This window comes from Enterobacter sp. SA197, from assembly GCF_054131575.1.
Genome location: NZ_CP096393.1, coordinates 1,980,208 through 1,997,625, shown reverse-complemented (window position 1 = coordinate 1,997,625; position 17,418 = coordinate 1,980,208). Strand labels below are relative to the sequence as shown.

17 protein-coding genes are annotated in these 17,418 nt (G+C 53.3%); 2 read left to right on the top strand and 15 right to left on the bottom strand.

The window, feature by feature from the left end; translation table 11 throughout:
* Positions 1-215 precede the first annotated feature (215 nt).
* From M1D91_RS09150 to yceD, 13 genes are all read right to left on the bottom strand, one after another.
* The gene (locus M1D91_RS09150; protein ID WP_437430294.1) at positions 216-1,010 is read right to left on the bottom strand and encodes a metal-dependent hydrolase; all 795 of its coding nucleotides are present in this window, start codon (positions 1,008-1,010) and stop codon (positions 216-218) included.
* 11 nt (positions 1,011-1,021) lie between these two features.
* Positions 1,022-2,026, bottom strand: coding sequence for a DNA polymerase III subunit delta' (holB, locus tag M1D91_RS09145; RefSeq protein WP_437430293.1), 1,005 nt, complete (start codon positions 2,024-2,026; stop codon positions 1,022-1,024).
* Positions 2,023-2,664 carry a dTMP kinase gene (gene tmk / locus M1D91_RS09140; protein WP_437430292.1) on the bottom strand — a complete coding sequence of 214 codons (642 nt, stop codon included), beginning with the start codon at positions 2,662-2,664 and terminating at the stop codon, positions 2,023-2,025. Before tmk ends, holB begins: the two co-directional genes overlap by 4 nt.
* The gene (yceG, locus tag M1D91_RS09135; RefSeq protein WP_437430291.1) at positions 2,654-3,676 is read right to left on the bottom strand and encodes a cell division protein YceG; all 1,023 of its coding nucleotides are present in this window, start codon (positions 3,674-3,676) and stop codon (positions 2,654-2,656) included. The genes tmk and yceG overlap by 11 nt, the downstream gene beginning before the upstream one ends.
* Positions 3,673-4,488: an aminodeoxychorismate lyase gene (pabC, locus tag M1D91_RS09130; protein ID WP_437430290.1), complete on the bottom strand. Its 816-nt coding sequence runs from the start codon at positions 4,486-4,488 to the stop codon at positions 3,673-3,675. The genes yceG and pabC overlap by 4 nt, the downstream gene beginning before the upstream one ends.
* A 121-nt stretch (positions 4,489-4,609) precedes the next feature.
* Positions 4,610-5,851 carry a beta-ketoacyl-ACP synthase II gene (gene fabF / locus M1D91_RS09125; RefSeq protein WP_437430289.1) on the bottom strand — a complete coding sequence of 414 codons (1,242 nt, stop codon included), beginning with the start codon at positions 5,849-5,851 and terminating at the stop codon, positions 4,610-4,612.
* Positions 5,852-5,936: 85 nt separating this feature from the next.
* On the bottom strand, positions 5,937-6,173 hold the full coding sequence (gene acpP / locus M1D91_RS09120; protein WP_000103754.1) for an acyl carrier protein: 237 nt from the start codon (positions 6,171-6,173) through the stop codon (positions 5,937-5,939).
* 154 nt (positions 6,174-6,327) lie between these two features.
* Complete coding sequence (gene fabG / locus M1D91_RS09115) at positions 6,328-7,062, bottom strand: 3-oxoacyl-ACP reductase FabG (protein ID WP_437430288.1); 735 nt, start codon at positions 7,060-7,062, stop codon at positions 6,328-6,330.
* 12 nt (positions 7,063-7,074) lie between these two features.
* Positions 7,075-8,004: an ACP S-malonyltransferase gene (gene fabD, locus M1D91_RS09110; RefSeq protein WP_437430287.1), complete on the bottom strand. Its 930-nt coding sequence runs from the start codon at positions 8,002-8,004 to the stop codon at positions 7,075-7,077.
* A 16-nt stretch (positions 8,005-8,020) separates the two neighbouring features.
* Positions 8,021-8,974 (bottom strand): beta-ketoacyl-ACP synthase III, encoded by a 954-nt coding sequence (locus tag M1D91_RS09105; RefSeq protein WP_437430286.1) that lies wholly within the window; start codon positions 8,972-8,974, stop codon positions 8,021-8,023.
* 6 nt (positions 8,975-8,980) lie between these two features.
* Positions 8,981-10,015 (bottom strand): phosphate acyltransferase PlsX, encoded by a 1,035-nt coding sequence (plsX, locus tag M1D91_RS09100; protein ID WP_437430285.1) that lies wholly within the window; start codon positions 10,013-10,015, stop codon positions 8,981-8,983.
* 64 nt (positions 10,016-10,079) lie between these two features.
* On the bottom strand, positions 10,080-10,253 hold the full coding sequence (gene rpmF, locus M1D91_RS09095; protein ID WP_003857964.1) for a 50S ribosomal protein L32: 174 nt from the start codon (positions 10,251-10,253) through the stop codon (positions 10,080-10,082).
* A gap of 50 nt (positions 10,254-10,303) precedes the next feature.
* Entirely contained in the window at positions 10,304-10,825 is a 522-nt protein-coding gene (gene yceD / locus M1D91_RS09090) for a 23S rRNA accumulation protein YceD (protein WP_437430284.1), read from the bottom strand.
* 141 nt (positions 10,826-10,966) lie between these two features.
* Between yceD and M1D91_RS09085 the strand changes: the two genes are divergently transcribed.
* Entirely contained in the window at positions 10,967-11,551 is a 585-nt protein-coding gene (locus tag M1D91_RS09085) for a Maf family protein (RefSeq protein WP_437430283.1), read from the top strand.
* Between the two features lie 53 nt (positions 11,552-11,604).
* Here M1D91_RS09085 and rluC read toward each other — a convergent pair whose 3' ends face one another.
* Positions 11,605-12,558: a 23S rRNA pseudouridine(955/2504/2580) synthase RluC gene (gene rluC / locus M1D91_RS09080; protein ID WP_437430282.1), complete on the bottom strand. Its 954-nt coding sequence runs from the start codon at positions 12,556-12,558 to the stop codon at positions 11,605-11,607.
* Positions 12,559-13,130: 572 nt separating this feature from the next.
* On the opposite strand from rluC, the gene rne reads away from it, so the two are divergent.
* Positions 13,131-16,352, top strand: coding sequence for a ribonuclease E (rne, locus tag M1D91_RS09075; protein ID WP_437430281.1), 3,222 nt, complete (start codon positions 13,131-13,133; stop codon positions 16,350-16,352).
* A gap of 42 nt (positions 16,353-16,394) precedes the next feature.
* Here the strand turns inward: rne and M1D91_RS09070 are convergent, their stop codons facing one another.
* On the bottom strand, positions 16,395-17,330 hold the full coding sequence (locus M1D91_RS09070) for a LysR family transcriptional regulator (protein ID WP_437430280.1): 936 nt from the start codon (positions 17,328-17,330) through the stop codon (positions 16,395-16,397).
* Positions 17,331-17,418: the final 88 nt, after the last annotated feature.

Below are 17,418 nucleotides of genomic sequence, written 5' to 3'. Positions count from 1 at the left end.
ATCTAAGTGCCCTTTATTTATTACACAGAGTAAAATAAATAAGCTTCGGTTTGTTTGACGGCTATCACGTTTCAGTTAGCGTCCATCTTAAAACTTTCAAAGATTTACAAAACCTATGACGGAATGTGTCAAAAGGTGATGTCACCGCCCGTTTAATGGCGGTGAACTTTACTCCGAATGTCTATTAATTACGAGGACTAAAATAAGCTGGGAATTCAGGCAGATTGCAGGCGGAGGGGGTCAATGTGGAACAACGTAGCGAAGTTTTCAGTGGTTTGTTGCGCCAGTTGTTCTACCGAAACGCCTTTTAAAACCGCCATATAATCAGCTACATCCCTTACGTATGCTGGTTGATTCTCTTTACCGCGATGCGGAACCGGTGCCAGATAAGGCGAATCCGTCTCTACCAACATACGGTCCAGTGGCACGTAGCGCGCAGCTTCACGAAGCTGTTCTGCGTTACGAAAAGTGACAATACCGGAAAAGGAGATGTAAAAACCCATATCCAGCAGCGCCTTCGCCGTCTCTCTGTCCTCAGTAAAACAGTGTAGTACGCCTCCGCACTCCGTGACCTGTTCTTCCCGCAATATGGCAAGTGTATCGGCCCGTGCGTCACGCGTATGCACGATAACGGGTTTATTTAATTCGCGCCCAATCCGGATGTGGTCACGGAAAGATTGCTGCTGACGGACCCTGGTCTCTGGCGTGTAGAAGTAATCCAGACCGGTCTCCCCCATCGCCACTACACCCGCCTGTGCGGCCAGACTACGTAAATCTTCTACGTCATATGTTTCATCCTGATTAAGCGGATGAACACCGCAGGAAAAAACAACGTTGTTACGCTCGCCCACTAACTCACGCAGAGTCCGATAGCCAGGGAGTGTCGTTGCAACGGCAAGGAAAAATTTCACATCCCGGGCCGCAGCTTTGTTCAGGGCGTCAGTAACGTCAGTGTGAAGCGTCTGATAGTCCAGCCCGTCAAGATGGCAGTGTGAATCAACTAAAAACATAATTTCTCTTCTTAAAAATGCGATGTGGGGATCGGGTCTCCCGCGTGCAGATAACGTTCAAAGCGTAATAGCAGATCGGTTAAAAGCAATTCGCGATTAACCCCCACAACCGTGACTAACTGTTCACGGCACGCGACAAGCGCAGTGAGGAAAGCCTGAAGACGCGAGGAGGTGAGCTGCTGCGCCAGCTGCTGTACCAGACCGACAGCATCCATATTGGTCAGAAGCGTCGCTTGTTGCTGGACCTTAAGCGCATCCAGCAGTAACGCACCGAGCCAGTGTAGGCGCTCGTTAACCTGATCATGATGTAACACGCTGAGTAACGACAGCCATTCACCGCTGTTCAGACAGTGCTCTACTGCCTTGCAAAGCGCCTGACGGGAAGCCTGAAGGTCAGATTGTAGCAACTCCGCTGCTGCGCCGGGCGCCCCTCCCGAAAGCCTGAGTGCCGTAAGAATACGCTCTGGAGAAACGGCCGTTTCCCGCTCCAGCCAGGCGCTGGCATACTGTTCCGCAGGTGGGGAAAGGTGATGTAAACGACAACGACTGCGCAGTGTGGCCATCAATCGGGCAGGCTCACGACAGGCAAGGAAAAACCAGGTGCCCGCGGGCGGCTCTTCCAGGGTTTTGAGCAGCGCGTTGGCTGCGGCGTCCGTCAATGAAGCCGCATCCGGGATCCAGACAACTTTTGCCCCACCAAGCCGAGAATGTTCATACAGCTTTTCGCTGACGTCACGAACTGCATCAATCCCTAATGACGTTTTCCCCTTCTCAGGCGCCAGCAGGTAATAATCGGGATGCGTTCCCGCCTGCATTAGCTGACAGCCTTTGCACGTGCCACAACTTTTTTGATTTTCAGGATGCTGGCAGAGCAGGAAGCGGCAAAGCGCATAGATAAGCGCATCCTCACCCATCCCCGGTAACGCATAAACCAGTAGCGCATGGTGCCCACGTCCAGCCTGATAACTGGCGACCAGTTGGTCATAGTGCGGACGCAACCACGGATACCACTTCATGCGCCCTGCTCCTGAACCCATTGGGTCACCGTCTGGCGAAGTGAAGCAATAACCTCTTCCAGTGATCGGGTGGCATCGACAGTACGGATACGTCCATCCTGAGAAGCCAGTTCACGGTAACGTGTACGGGTACGGTTAAAGAAATCAAGGGATTCCTGTTCAATACGGTCAAGCTCGCCCCGAGCCCGGGCGCGCTTAAGCCCCACCTCCGGTGTAACATCCAGATAGAGGGTCAGGTCCGGGCGGAAATCGCCGAGTACTGCATCGCGAAGCGTAGTAAGCAGGGTCTGATCGATGCCCCGGCCTCCTCCCTGATAGGCCTGGGTTGAGAGATCGTGACGATCGCCAATGACCCAGCAGCCACGGGCGAGCGCAGGCTTAATGACCGTCTCCACCAGCTGTACGCGGGCCGCATAGAACATCAGCACTTCCGCTTTATCGATGATGATTTCATCTCCTACGGAACGGATATCCAGTACCAGGCTGCGAAGTTTTTCGGCAAGCGTCGTTCCCCCCGGCTCACGGGTAAAAACGATATCCTGGACACCAAGTTCACGCAGCGTTTCAACAATCACATCGCGTGCGGTGGTTTTACCTGCACCTTCCAGACCCTCAATGACAATATATTTACTGTCCATTTTTTTCCTTAAGTACTTTCAGGTACTCCTGCACTGATTTGTTATGGCTGTTGAGATTGGTATTAAAGGTGTGCCCTCCTTTACCATCCGCCACAAAGTAGAGATAAGGGGTTTTCGCAGGATGCGCTGCGGCTCGGAGCGAGGCTTCGCCGGGAGTGGCAATGGGTCCTGGCGGTAACCCGTTAATCACGTAAGTGTTGTAAGCCGTCGGGGTTTCGAGATCCGCGCGTGTTAACTTCCCATTATAACGCGCACCCATACCGTAAATCACGGTAGGATCGGTTTGCAGGCGCATCCCGATTCGCAGACGATTGATAAATACGGAGGCAACCTGATCGCGCTCGCTGGCGACAGCAGTCTCTTTTTCGATAATGGAGGCCATCGTGACCATTTCGTTCTTGTCTTTATAAGGCAATCCGTCGATACGCCCCTCCCAGGCCTGGTCGACGGCACTGACCATTTTCTGATGAGCACGCTTCAGCAGCGCCACGTCGGTAGTATTCGCGGTGTACATCCAGGTATCGGGCCAGAACCATCCTTCAACCCAGTCGGCGCGTTCAAAATCAAGCGTGGCTGCGACGGTCGCATAGTCATCATTTTTAAGCGTATGTTTGATCCAGGGCGCGGTGCGCAGCTGTTGCAGATAATCGCTGACGCGCATGCCTTCAACGAACCGCAGCGGGAATTGCGCCTCTTTGCCACTCTCCAGTAACTGAAGCATCTGGCGGACCGTCATATCCGGCGTAAGCCGATAGGTCCCGGCCTTGAAATGAGAAAGATCGGGCTCGACCCGGAGTAACCACTGAAAGACGCGCGGTCGGTTGATGATTTTATCGTTGTAGAGCTGAGTGCCTAAAGCCGTACGTCCCGTGCCTGCTTCCAGAGCAAAAATGGTCTCTTCTTTGATTAATAAGCGGCTGTCCGCCAGCTGGCGAACTTTCCACAATCCAGCACCAGCGGCAATGCCCATCACCACCAGCAGGAGTAATACAAAACGCAGCATTTTTTTCATGACGATATCGGATGCTCACAAAGAGGGGCTAAAAAATTGTACATCTCGCGGGAGGTCCAGACCTTTTCATCCCACTGGCGAACCGGGACGATCGGCATTAAGGCGTTACACACCATTACTTCATCAGCGGATTTAAGCGCATCGGCTCGCATATTCACTTCATTAACGCCATAACCGGAAGAGGCAAGTTGTTGTAAACAATGCTGGCGCATAATGCCATTCACACCGGCCTGGTCAACGCGGGGCGTAAAAATCTCGCAGCCTTTGCGCCAAAAAATATTAGCGGCACAGCATTCCGTAACCCACCCGTCACTGTCAAGAACCAGCGCCTCGTCACGGTCAGTTTGCTCAAGATAGCGACGAATCAACACCTGTTCGAGCCGGTTCAGATGCTTGACTCCTGCCAGCAGAGGGTTTCGCCCCAGCCGTACCGGGCTTAATGACAGCGTAATGCCCTCTTCGCGCCAGCGCGCGTACTGCGCTGGCGCGGGTGAAACACTGAGTATGCGTGATGGCGAAAGGCATGTTCTGGCCGAGTAACCACGTCCGCCGCTTCCCCGGCTGAGAATGACCTTCAAGACACCGACGCCTTGCCGCGTGGCAAGATGCCGCATCTCCTGTTCGAGCACGTCCCAGTCCGTAAATGTGATGAATAATGCATCACAGGCTTGCTGCAACCGCGCCAGATGTTCATTCAGTAAATGAATACATCCTTTTTCAACGCGCGCGGTGGTAAAACAGCCATCACCAAACTGGACAGCCCTGTCCCGGGCAGAGAGAACATCTTGTTCCAGGCCATTAATTAAAAACATAGTGGCTCCTTATGGACGGTCGGGTAGTTTCGCAGGAGAGCATACTGAGGACAAGCGGAGTAAACCGAATAAAAAAGGCCCGACATGCGGGCCTTTAGTGCTTAACCGGGTAAAGCGTTACTCAGACCTTTTTAAAGATCAGAGAGCCGTTAGTGCCACCGAAGCCGAAGGAGTTACACAGCGTGTACTCCAGACCACTGACCTGACGGGCTTCGTGTGGTACGAAGTCCAGATCACAACCTTCATCCGGGTTATCCAGGTTGATGGTAGGTGGAACAGCCTGATCGCGCAGTGCCAGGATAGAGAAAATAGACTCTACTGCACCTGCCGCACCCAGAAGGTGACCGGTCATGGATTTGGTAGAGCTCACCAGCACACGGCTTGCAGCGTCACCAAAGATTGACTTAACGGCCTGCGTTTCAGCCTTATCGCCAGCTGGCGTAGAGGTGCCGTGGGCGTTAATGTAGCCAATCTGGCTCGCCTCAAGACCCGCATCGCGCAGTGCATTCGCCATTGCAGCCGCGGCACCCGCACCATTTTCTGGCGGAGAGGTCATGTGGTAAGCATCGCTGCTCATGCCAAAGCCGATAATTTCAGCATAAATTTTGGCACCACGTTTTTTCGCATGCTCATACTCTTCCAGCATGATGATGCCCGCGCCATCGCCGAGAACGAAGCCATCACGGTCTTTGTCCCAGGGGCGGCTTGCAGCCTGCGGGTTATCATTGCGGGTAGAGAGCGCACGCGCGGCACCAAAACCACCCACACCAAGAGGTGTACTGGCTTTTTCTGCACCACCGGCAAGCATCGCATCTGCATCGCCATACGCGATAATACGCGCAGCATGGCCAATGTTGTGCACACCAGAGGTGCACGCCGTTGCGATTGAAATACTCGGCCCCTGCAGGCCAAACATGATGGTCAGGTGACCGGCCACCATATTAACAATTGTCGACGGTACGAAGAACGGGCTAATTTTGCGCGGACCACCGTTCACCAGGGAGGTGTGGTTTTCTTCGATTAAACCCAAACCGCCAATACCGGAACCAATAGCGGCGCCGATGCGGGTTGCGTTTTCTTCCGTCACTTCCAGACCAGAATCAATCATGGCCTGGGCGCCAGCGACAATTCCATATTGAATGAAGTCATCCATCTTGCGCTGTTCTTTACGCGAGATGATGTCATCACAGTTAAAATCCTTTACTAAGCCAGCAAATTTCGTTGCGTAGGCGCTAGTATCGAAATGGTCGATCAGGCTGATGCCACTCTGACCGGCAAGCAGAGAGGTCCATGTAGACTCTACGGTATTGCCGACAGGAGACAACATGCCCAGTCCGGTCACAACTACACGACGCTTAGACACGTTTGTCCTCCAGGGAGGGAAAATTGGGATTCGTGGGATAAAAGATAAAACTCAGGCGGTCGAATGACCGCCTGGAGATGTTCACTTACGCCTGGTGACCGTTGATGTAATCAATGGCAGCCTGAACGGTGGTGATTTTCTCAGCTTCTTCGTCCGGAATCTCAGTATCAAACTCTTCTTCCAGAGCCATTACCAGCTCAACGGTGTCAAGAGAATCAGCGCCCAGGTCTTCAACGAAGGAAGCATTGTTGGTAACTTCTTCCTGCTTAACGCCCAGCTGTTCGCCGATAATTTTCTTAACGCGTTCTTCGATAGTGCTCATACTCTTAAATTTCCTATCAAAACTCGCTTTCGCGATGGTTTTCGTAGTGTATAAAATGTTGAAAAATTTGCAACTAAATCCCGGCAGTTCGTACCACGATTTTACGCTATTTTGAGGCCTTTCACCCTAATAACGCAAATAATTTTAATCGTGATTAAACCATGTACATTCCGCCATTGACGTGCAGGGTCTCACCAGTGATGTAACCTGCCTCGTCAGAGGCTAAAAATGCAACCGCACTGGCGATCTCTTCTGCACCGCCAAGTCGACCCGCCGGAACCTGCGCCAGAATACCCGCACGCTGATCTTCAGACAGCGCACGCGTCATGTCCGTTTCAATAAAGCCCGGAGCAACAACGTTTACAGTAATACCACGTGATGCGATTTCTCGTGCCAGTGATTTACTGAAACCAATCAGACCTGCTTTCGCCGCAGCGTAGTTGGCCTGACCAGCATTTCCCATGGTACCAACCACAGAACCGATAGTGATGATACGCCCATGACGCTTTTTCATCATAGCTCGCATCACCGCTTTTGACAGACGGAAAACAGAGGATAAGTTGGTTTCGAGAATATCGTTCCACTCATCATCTTTCATTCGCATCAGCAGGTTGTCGCGCGTGATACCGGCGTTATTCACCAGAATATCAACTTCGCCAAACTCGGCACGAATGTTTTCCAGAACAGAATCGATGGATGCAGGATCGGTCACATTCAACATCAGACCTTTACCATTTGCACCCAAATAATCGCTAATGGCCTGCGCACCGCTTTCGCTGGTCGCTGTACCAATAACTTTTGCGCCACGAGCGACAAGCGTTTCCGCGATTGCGCGGCCGATGCCACGACTCGCACCTGTTACCAGGGCGATTTTTCCTTCAAAACTCATGGTTTTCCTCTTTTATTGCGCCACTGCCTCTGACATCGCAGCAGGCTCATTGAGCGCTGACGCCGTCAGGGTATCAACAATACGTTTAGTCAGTCCGGTGAGTACCTTACCCGGCCCCACTTCATACAAGTGTTCAACGCCCTGCGAAGCGATAAATTCAACGATTTTGGTCCACTGCACCGGGCTGAAAAGCTGGCGAACAAGCGCGTCACGGATAGCCTCCGGAGAGGTTTCACACTGTACATCGACGTTATTCACAACCGGAATCAGAGGCGCGCTGAAGACGATTTTTTCGAGTTCAACAGCCAGTTTCTCAGCAGCAGGTTTCATCAGCGCACAGTGCGATGGAACGCTTACCGGCAGAGGCAGCGCACGTTTTGCCCCCGCAGCTTTACAAGCGGCACCAGCACGCTCAACAGCGTCTTTGTGCCCGGCGATCACAACCTGGCCTGGTGAGTTGTAGTTCACCGGCGACACAACCTGCCCTTCTGCGGCTTCTTCACATGCTTTGGCAATAGCAGCATCATCCAGACCAATGATGGCAGACATCGCGCCGGTTCCTTCCGGAACCGCCTCTTGCATGAATTTACCACGCAACTCCACCAGTCGTACGGCATCTTCAAATGGAATGACGCCTGCACACACTAATGCAGAATATTCACCTAAGCTATGGCCCGCCATCAGCACCGGGTTTTTGCCACCCTGTTGCTGCCAGACGCGCCAGAGCGCTACCGAAGCGGTCAACAGCGCCGGCTGAGTCTGCCAGGTTTTGTTTAATTCTTCTGCCGGACCTTGCTGAACCAACGCCCACAGGTCATAGCCCAGCGCGGCAGACGCTTCGCGAAAAGTCTCTTCCACAACCGGATGGCTGGCTGCCATCTCAGCAAGCATCCCCACTGCCTGGGAACCTTGTCCCGGAAACACAAAAGCAAATTGCGTCATGTTGATATCCTTAATACTAGAAACGGACCAGCGCCGAACCCCAGGTAAAGCCACCACCAAATGCTTCAAGAAGGATCAACTGTCCTCGTTGAATACGCCCGTCGCGGACGGCTTCATCCAGGGCGCAAGGGACAGAGGCCGCAGACGTGTTGCCGTGACGATCAAGCGTCACCACGACATTGTCCATCGACATCCCCAGCTTTTTGGCGGTCGCACTGATAATCCGCAGGTTAGCCTGGTGCGGCACCAGCCAGTCCAGTTCACTACGCTGCAGATTATTGGCATCCAGGGTTTCATCGACAATGCGAGAAAGTTCAGTCACAGCGACTTTGAAGACTTCATTCCCGGCCATCGTCAGGAAAATCGGGCTATCGGCATTCACACGGTCTGCATTAGGCAGCGTCAGTAGCTCACCATAGCTGCCATCCGCATGCAGGTGGGTTGAAATAATGCCTGCCTCTTCCGATGCGCCTAAAACCACGGCCCCGGCGCCGTCACCGAAGATGATGATAGTGCCACGATCGTCTGGATCACAGGTGCGGGCAAGTACATCAGAACCGATAACCAGGGCATGTTTGACCGCTCCGGATTTAACGTACTGATCGGCAATGCTTAATGCATAGGTGAAACCTGCACATGCCGCCGCCACATCAAATGCCGGGCACCCTTTGACGCCGAGCATACTCTGTACCTGGCATGCTGCGCTCGGGAATGCGTGTGTTGCAGACGTTGTCGCAACAATAATCAGGCCAATCTCCTCAGCCGTCACGCCCGCCATTTCCATCGCCCGCTTAGCCGCTTCGAAACCCATCGTAGAGACGGTTTCGTCCGGCGCGGCGATACGGCGTTCACGAATACCTGTACGGGTGACAATCCACTCGTCAGAGGTATCCACCATTTTTTCCAGATCGGCGTTAGTTCGAACTTGTTCAGGCAGATAGCTGCCGGTACCCATAATCTTCGTATACATGTACGCTCAGTTTTTTTCCGGTAACACAGATTCCAGGCGAGCGGCAATTCTCCCGGGAACTTGCCGCTGCACCGCCTGCACTGCCTGCTCAATCGCGACGCTAAATGCTCGCTGATTGGCCGCACCATGACTCTTAATCACCGTGCCGCGCAATCCTAACAGACAGGCGCCATTATACTGGTCGGGGTTGAGGTGACTGAATCGCCTGGTCAGGCTTTTTTGTAACCAACGCTTTAATAAAATCAGCCACCACGACCGTTTTTTGCCTTCACCCTGAGATTTCAGCAGTGAAAGGAACATTCTGACAACACCTTCCATGGTTTTTAATGTAACGTTTCCTGTAAAACCGTCACATACCAGCACATCCGTTTTACCAGTGAGTAATTCGTTCGCTTCCAGATAACCAATATAGTTAATGGTAGGAACCGCTTTTAAGATGGCTGCAGCGTCATGAATGCTTTCATGACCTTTGTTCTCTTCTTCACCAATATTCAGCAGCGCCACGCGGGGATTTTCTATCCCGACGACCTCTTCAGCCATCACGGCACCCATCACTGCAAATTGTGCGAGCATTTTGCCATCGCAATCGACGTTGGCGCCCAAATCCAGCACCACCGTTTTCCCTTTTTGCTGATGCGGCAATACGGTCACCAGAGCAGGTCGTTCAATACCTTCAATTGGCTTAAGTAACATTTTTGCCAGGCCCATCAGCGCGCCGGTATTCCCGGCGCTGATACAGGCCTCGGCACGACCCTCTTTTACCAGCTCCAGCGCCACACGCATTGAACTACCCCGACTGTTGCGGATAGCGTGTGACGGTCGGGCATCGCTGGCAATAACTGATTGCGCCGGTACGACAAGCAGGCGTGAGCGTTGCTCAAAATCAGCTTTTGCGAGCAATGGTGTGATTGTATCGGGATCGCCGACTAAAAGAAGATTGAGGTGCGAATTAGAATCCAGTGCCTGCAAAGCTGCAGGCACTGTCACGGAGGGACCGAAGTCGCCCCCCATGACATCTAACGCCAGGGTTAGACGTGTCAAGGTATCGGTAAATCCCCGTTTTCACGGGGAAATCCTCACTAAGATGGATCACGCTTGCGCGTGATTACTTAGTGATTACCTTGCGGCCACGGTAGAAACCGTCGGCAGTGATGTGGTGACGCAGGTGTTTTTCACCAGAAGTTTTGTCTACAGACAGGCTGGTGACTGCGGTCAGCGCGTCATGAGAACGACGCATGCCACGTTTGGAACGGGTTGGTTTATTCTGTTGTACGGCCATGGACCTTACTCCTCAATTACGATTAACCCCGTGTTTGCGGGGAAAACCTATTACTTACGCTTTAAGCTGGCTAATACGGCAAATGGGTTTGGTTTTTGCGCTTCATCAGGCAGTTCCCCAAAGACCATGTCCGCCTCGGACACTTCACAGTGTTCAGAATCATGCACCGGAACTACAGGCAAAGAGAGGATTATTTCGTCCTCAACTAAAGCCCGCAGATCGATTTCACCGAATTCGTCAACCTCAATCGGTTCATACGCTTCCGGCAGTGCTTCGGCCTGCTCGTCTGAACGGACAGGGCTGAAACAATATGTTGTGTGAACCTGATGCGTAAACGGCTTACCGCAACGCTGACATTCCAGAGACACCGTGACCTTCGCATCGCCGGTAATAACCGCGAGGCGTTGATTATCAATGGCAAAGGAGATGGAGCATTCCACATCACTGTCCACACTGACTACAGACTCGACAACACGGCTGACCTGATCGGGCAGATAGACACCCTCATAATCAAGGCGCTTTTGAGCCGTGCGAACCGGGTCGAGAGTCAGGGGTAATTTTACCTTTTGCATAGGGCGCGCATATTAACTTTGTAATGTCATAGAGTCAAAGAAAAAGGCAGCCTCAGGTTGCCTTTTGCCAATAATTCGCACACATTGCGGCCTACAGTTTAAAATGCCTGTCATGGTTAAGCCATATTTGGTGAAAAAAATATGTCAGATATTATTCTTGCTTCCACTTCACCCTGGCGACGTGCGCTGCTTGAAAAGCTGGGTATGCCCTTTGAATGCGCGGCACCCGATACCGATGAAACGCCGCTGCCTGGGGAATCCCCTCGCCATCTGGTACTGCGTCTTGCCCAAAATAAAGCCCAGTCCCTCACTCACTTTTACCCGCATCATCTTATTATTGGCTCCGATCAGGTGTGCGTGCTGGAGGGCGAAATAACCGGCAAACCACATACTGAGGAAAATGCGCGCGCGCAGCTGCGTAAAGCCAGCGGAAATATTGTCACCTTCTATACCGGACTGGCGTTGTTTAATTCAGCAACGGGTCACTTACAGACCGAATGTGAGCCTTTCGATGTTCATTTTCGCCATTTAAGTGATAAGGAAATTGACGATTACATTCGTAAAGAGCGCCCGCTACAGTGTGCAGGCAGCTTCAAAAGCGAAGGGCTGGGGATTACCCTTTTCGATAGGCTTGAAGGTCGTGACCCCAACACCCTTGTAGGTTTACCGCTTATTGCGCTTTGCCAGATGCTACGTCGTGAAGATCGTAATCCGCTGTTGAGTTGAGTGATGGTTGTCTGTAAGTCTGTAAAAAAGGGTAGCCGCTGGCTACCCTCTGCTTACTTCTGCTGGCGCAGCGTCTGAAGGCAACGCTTAAGCTCATCGTCGAGCGGCGCTTCAATACGGATGGTTTCGCCGCTGTTCGGGTGAGTGAATTTCAGCGCGGCGGCGTGCAGAAAAAGGCGTGATAATCCCGTTCCTGCCAGTTCCTTATCAAACTCACGGTCCCCGTATCGGTCGTCAAACGCAATAGGATGACCGGCATGCTGTGTGTGAACGCGAATCTGATGGGTGCGTCCCGTTACCGGGCTGCAACGCACAAGCGTCGCCACTTCATAACGCTCTTCCACCTTAAAGCGGGTTTCGGAAGGTTTTCCTTCCTGGTTTACCCGCACGATACGTTCACCACTTTGCAGAATATTCTTCAGTAAGGGTGCCTGGACGACTTTCACGTGGGATTGCCACTGTCCGCGCACCAGCGCGAGATAGTCCTTCTGCATTCCCTTGTCGCGTAATTGCTCATGGAGCGAACGCAAGGCAGAACGCTTCTTCGCCACCAGCAGCACACCGGAAGTATCACGATCAAGACGGTGGACCAGTTCAAGGAAGCGGGCCTCCGGGCGTAACGCACGCAAACCTTCGATAACACCAAAGCTCAGACCGCTTCCCCCGTGCACGGCCGTGCCTGAAGGTTTATTCAACACCAGGATATGGTCATCCTCATACAGGATGACATTGTTCAGTGCGGCAACTTTTTGCAAATGCGGTGAAACGGCTTCCTCTTCTTTTTCGGAAACGCGTACCGGCGGGATACGTATTTCGTCCCCGGCTTCCAGCTTATATTCAGGTTTAGTACGGCCTTTATTGACACGGACTTCACCCTTACGAATGATGCGGTAAATCATGCTTTTTGGCACACCTTTGAGCTGGGTGCGCAAAAAATTATCGATACGTTGCCCCGCTTCGTCATCAGCGATAACAACAAATTTTACGGATGGGTTCTCAGTTTTCATGGGTGGCGATTCTAATTATCGCGGATGATTAGCGCCACTCATTTTTCTATGCTTATATTTAGACGTGATCCCGGATAACGTTGTTCTCCACAGATGATTTGGCGGTTATTAAGTCAATCGCCAGTCAAAAGTGAAAAAACTGTGAGTAACCGGGTGATAAAAGGTAAAAGTCAGCTTGCTATAACAGGGTTCGCAAGGAATAATGTTGCAGTTTTCCGCGTTGACTCTTGTTAATACAAGCAATTATGCGGAATGACCAGTTTTGCCTGTCCGACCATACACGCAGCAATGGCGTAAGACGTATTGGACTTTCAGGCACTTAGCGGGCTGCGGGTTGCAGTCCTTACCGGTAGATGGAATCTTCTCTGGAGAGTTTTTCCCAGGCTGTTCCCCTGATAATTGCGCTGTGTTTTCCACAGGAAATACAGGCAACCGACACACTGCGCCTCTTAAGCGAGCGACAACCGTGAGGTTGGCGACGTGAACAGACACGAGGCCATCGGTTCTCCCCCGGAAAGGCGTTATTATGCCCGCAGCTTAGTCGTCAATGTAAGAATAATGAGTAAGTTACGATGAAAAGAATGTTAATCAACGCAACTCAGCAAGAAGAGTTGCGTGTTGCCCTTGTGGATGGGCAGCGTCTGTACGATCTGGATATCGAAAGCCCAGGACACGAGCAGAAAAAAGCGAACATCTACAAAGGTAAAATCACGCGCATTGAGCCAAGTCTTGAAGCCGCATTTGTGGATTACGGTGCTGAACGACACGGTTTCCTGCCTCTCAAAGAGATTGCCCGCGAATACTTCCCTGCCAGTTACAATTCTCATGGTCGTCCGAACATCAAAGATGTGCTGCGCGAAGGCCAGGAAGTCATTGTTCAGATTGATAAAGAAGAACGCGGCAATAAAGGCGCTGCGCTGACTACCTTTATCAGCCTTGCCGGCAGTTACCTGGTGCTGATGCCAAACAACCCGCGTGCGGGTGGTATCTCCCGCCGTATTGAAGGCGACGATCGCACCGAGTTAAAAGAAGCGCTCGCCAGTCTGGAACTTCCGGATGGCATGGGCCTTATCGTTCGTACCGCAGGGGTTGGCAAGTCAGCCGAAGCGTTACAGTGGGATTTAAGTTTCCGTCTTAAGCACTGGGAAGCTATCCAGAAAGCCGCTGAGAGCCGCCCCGCCCCGTTCCTGATCCATCAGGAAAGCAACGTCATCGTTCGCGCTTTCCGTGATTATCTGCGTCAGGACATTGGTGAAATCCTGATTGATAACCCGAAAGTGCTTGAGCTGGCACGCCAGCACATTGCTGCTCTGGGTCGTCCGGATTTCAGCAGTAAAATCAAACTCTACACCGGTGAGATTCCGCTGTTCAGCCACTATCAGATTGAATCCCAGATAGAATCCGCTTTCCAGCGTGAAGTCCGCCTGCCGTCCGGTGGCTCCATCGTTATTGACTCCACCGAAGCACTGACCGCTATCGATATCAACTCCGCCCGCGCAACCCGTGGTGGTGATATCGAAGAAACCGCGTTTAATACCAACCTTGAAGCCGCCGATGAAATCGCGCGTCAGCTTCGTTTACGCGACCTCGGCGGCCTGATTGTTATCGACTTTATCGATATGACACCAGTGCGTCACCAGCGCGCGGTCGAAAACCGCCTGCGCGAAGCCGTTCGCCAGGATCGTGCACGTATTCAGATTAGTCACATCTCCCGCTTTGGTCTGCTGGAGATGTCCCGTCAGCGCCTGAGTCCTTCTCTGGGCGAATCGAGCCACCACGTCTGCCCGCGTTGTACGGGTACGGGTACGATTCGTGACAATGAATCCCTCTCTCTGTCGATTCTGCGTCTTATCGAAGAAGAGGCGCTGAAAGAAAATACGCAGGAAGTGCATGCCATCGTACCGGTGCCTATTGCCTCTTACCTGCTGAACGAGAAGCGTACGGCCGTTAACGCGATTGAAACCCGCCAGAACGGTGTTCGTTGTGTGATTGTGCCGAACGATCAGATGGAAACGCCGCACTATTCCGTGCTGCGCGTGCGTAAAGGCGAAGAGACAGCCACCCTTAGCTACATGCTGCCTAAGCTGCATGAAGAAGAGATGGCACTCCCGTCCGAAGAAGAAGCTGCTGAGCGAAAACGCCCTGAGCAGCCGGCACTGGCTGCCTTTGTCATGCCTGACATCCCGCCGGTTCCTCAGGCCCCTGCAACGCCGGTTACACAACCTCAACCTGCGTCGCCAGCACCTAAGGCTGCAACACCTGCAGCGCCTGGCTTCCTGAGTCGTCTCTTCACAGCCCTGAAAAATCTCTTTGCAGGCAACGAGCCCGTAGCCCCTGCTGAGGAGATACAAGAGAAGAAAGAAGAGAAGCCGGAGCGCACCCAGGAGCGTCGCAAGCCGCGTCAGAACAATCGCCGTGACCGCAACGATCGCGGGGAACGTGGCGAGCGCAACGAGCGTCGTGACAACCGTGCAGAAGGTAATGAAGCACGCGAAGGCCGTGAGGACAATCGCCGTAACCGCCGCGAGAAACCTCAGCAGAGTAACGAGGATCGCGAGCTTCGCCAGACCGTCGTGGCCGATGAGGGTGAAAAAACCAAATCTGAGCATCAGCCACGCCGTGAGCGCAACCGTCGTCGGAATAACGATGACAAGCGTCAGCCCCAGCCGGATGTCAAAGCGCAGGAGCGCGAAGAGCAGCCTGAGCAGGAAACAGCCCAGGAAGAGCGGGTTCAGGTTATGCCGCGCCGTAAGCAGCGCCAGCTGACACAAAAAGTTCGTTCCGGCGAAGTGCAGAGTGATGTGCAGAGTGTTGAGCCGGACGCCATCGCAAAAGATGCTCCCGCAGAGCGTACTGAGCTTGCTAAACGTGACCTGCCTGCCGTTGTCGATGCTGTCGCTGAGCAGGAAGAGTCTACAGAAGCGCGTGATAATGCGGGTATGCCGCGCCGTTCACGTCGTTCGCCGCGCCATCTGCGTGTGAGCGGTCAGCGCCGTCGTCGCTATCGTGATGAGCGTTATCCGACGCACTCTGCGATGCCGTTGGCTGTAGCCTGTGCGTCCCCTGAAATGGCCTCTGGCAAAGTGTGGATCACCTATCCGGTGGTTCGTCCTCAGGATGAAGTGCAGGAAACCCAGGTTACTGAGCAACCTTCCGTGCAAGACGAGCAGACTGCGCAGGAGGCATCTCCATTGGTCGCTGAAGTTCAGCTGGTCACCGCAGAAGCCGAACAGCAGCCTGTCGAGGTGGTTGAAGCGCCAGCCGCGGTGGTCGTTGAACCAGTCACCCCTGTTGACCAGCCACAACAGGTGGACGTGGAAACGTCGCACCCGGAAGTGATCAACACACCGGTTGAGGCACAGCCGCAGCTCATCTCTGACGCTGACAAGGCGGTAGCTGACACCGTGGTTGACGAGGTGGTTAGCGCCGCCGAGCCAGAGGTGAATAACCGCGAAGCAGCCATTGCAACGCCGGTGGAAGTGACGCCGGTTGTCGCTGAGCGCGCGAGCGATGAGCAGGAACCTGCCGCGCCTGTCGCCCACGCCGCTGATGCGAAAGTCACGGCAGTGGCAGAACGCACTCCGGTTGCAGCTTCGCACGAAACCCATGCAGTAGTCAGTCATGCTACCGCGCCGATGACCAAAGCCCCGGCCCCGGACTACGTTCCGGAAGCGCCTCGTCACAGCGACTGGGTACGTCCTCAGTTCGACTTTGAAGGTAAAGGGTCTGCCGGTGGCCATAGCGCTACACATACGGCCACTGCGCCAGCAACCCGCCCTCAGTCAGCGGAATAAGTTCTGACAAACCCTGACAAGCCGACCTTCGGGTCGGCTTTTTTATGCCTGCGCACCGGGCTGGCGCATCCCGCTCATTTCCGGCATCACTTCACGCATCAACTGCAAAAACATGCGCAGTCTCGCAGGATAGTAGCGAGCCCAGGGGTACACCAGATGAACCGGCAGTGGGGCTGGCATCCACTCCGGCAGCACCGCCACCAGCCTGCCGTGTCGGATATCCTCCTCCACCGTCCAGCTTGATACCGCTGCCACGCCTAAGCCTGCCAGCGCAGTATTACGTGCCACATAAAGGCTGTCGGTGTATAACCGCGGCGCGAGGACGATCCTTTCTGGCTCAGCATGCTGTGAATGATTAAGCGAAATATCATGCTGATAAAAGGTACTCAATGCTATCCACGGCAGTTCACTCAGTTGCGAGGGTTGCGTCAGCGGCTGATAACGGGCCAGTAATTCCGGGGAGGCCACCAGGCAACGAGGGACTTCTGCTAACAGTACCGATACCGTTGCCGGATCCACCTCCGCCCCCACGCGGATAGCGCAGTCGATATTGTCACTGAGGAAGTTGACATTTTTATCATTGAGCATCCACTCTACGTTCAGCTGAGGATAGCGTTGCAGAAACCGGGTGAGGGGCGAAAGAAGCTGTTCCTGACCAAATGCGTGGGGTGCGCGTACTCTGAGCATGCCTACCGGTTCATCCCCGGCCTGACTGAGCGCGTCTTCCAGACTCACCCAGGCATCAATAACCCGTTTCGCATGCTGATAACAGCGCTCGCCATCATCGGTAAGTTTCATTGCATGCGTGCTACGCAGGAGCAGTTTCACACCCAGCAGCGTTTCCAGTGACTGTAACCGTCGGCTCACGGTGGCCTGGGTGGTATCAAGCTGCCGTGCTGCTGCAGAAAGGGATCCCGCTTCGACAATACGCACCAGGGTACGCATTAAATCCACTCTATCTATACGCTCTGTGCGCATTTTATTCCCTCCTGGTTATACGTTATGCGTATAACCGTTTTACCATCTCGCTATCTACCACGCTATGCGGAATTCATAAAAAATGTTC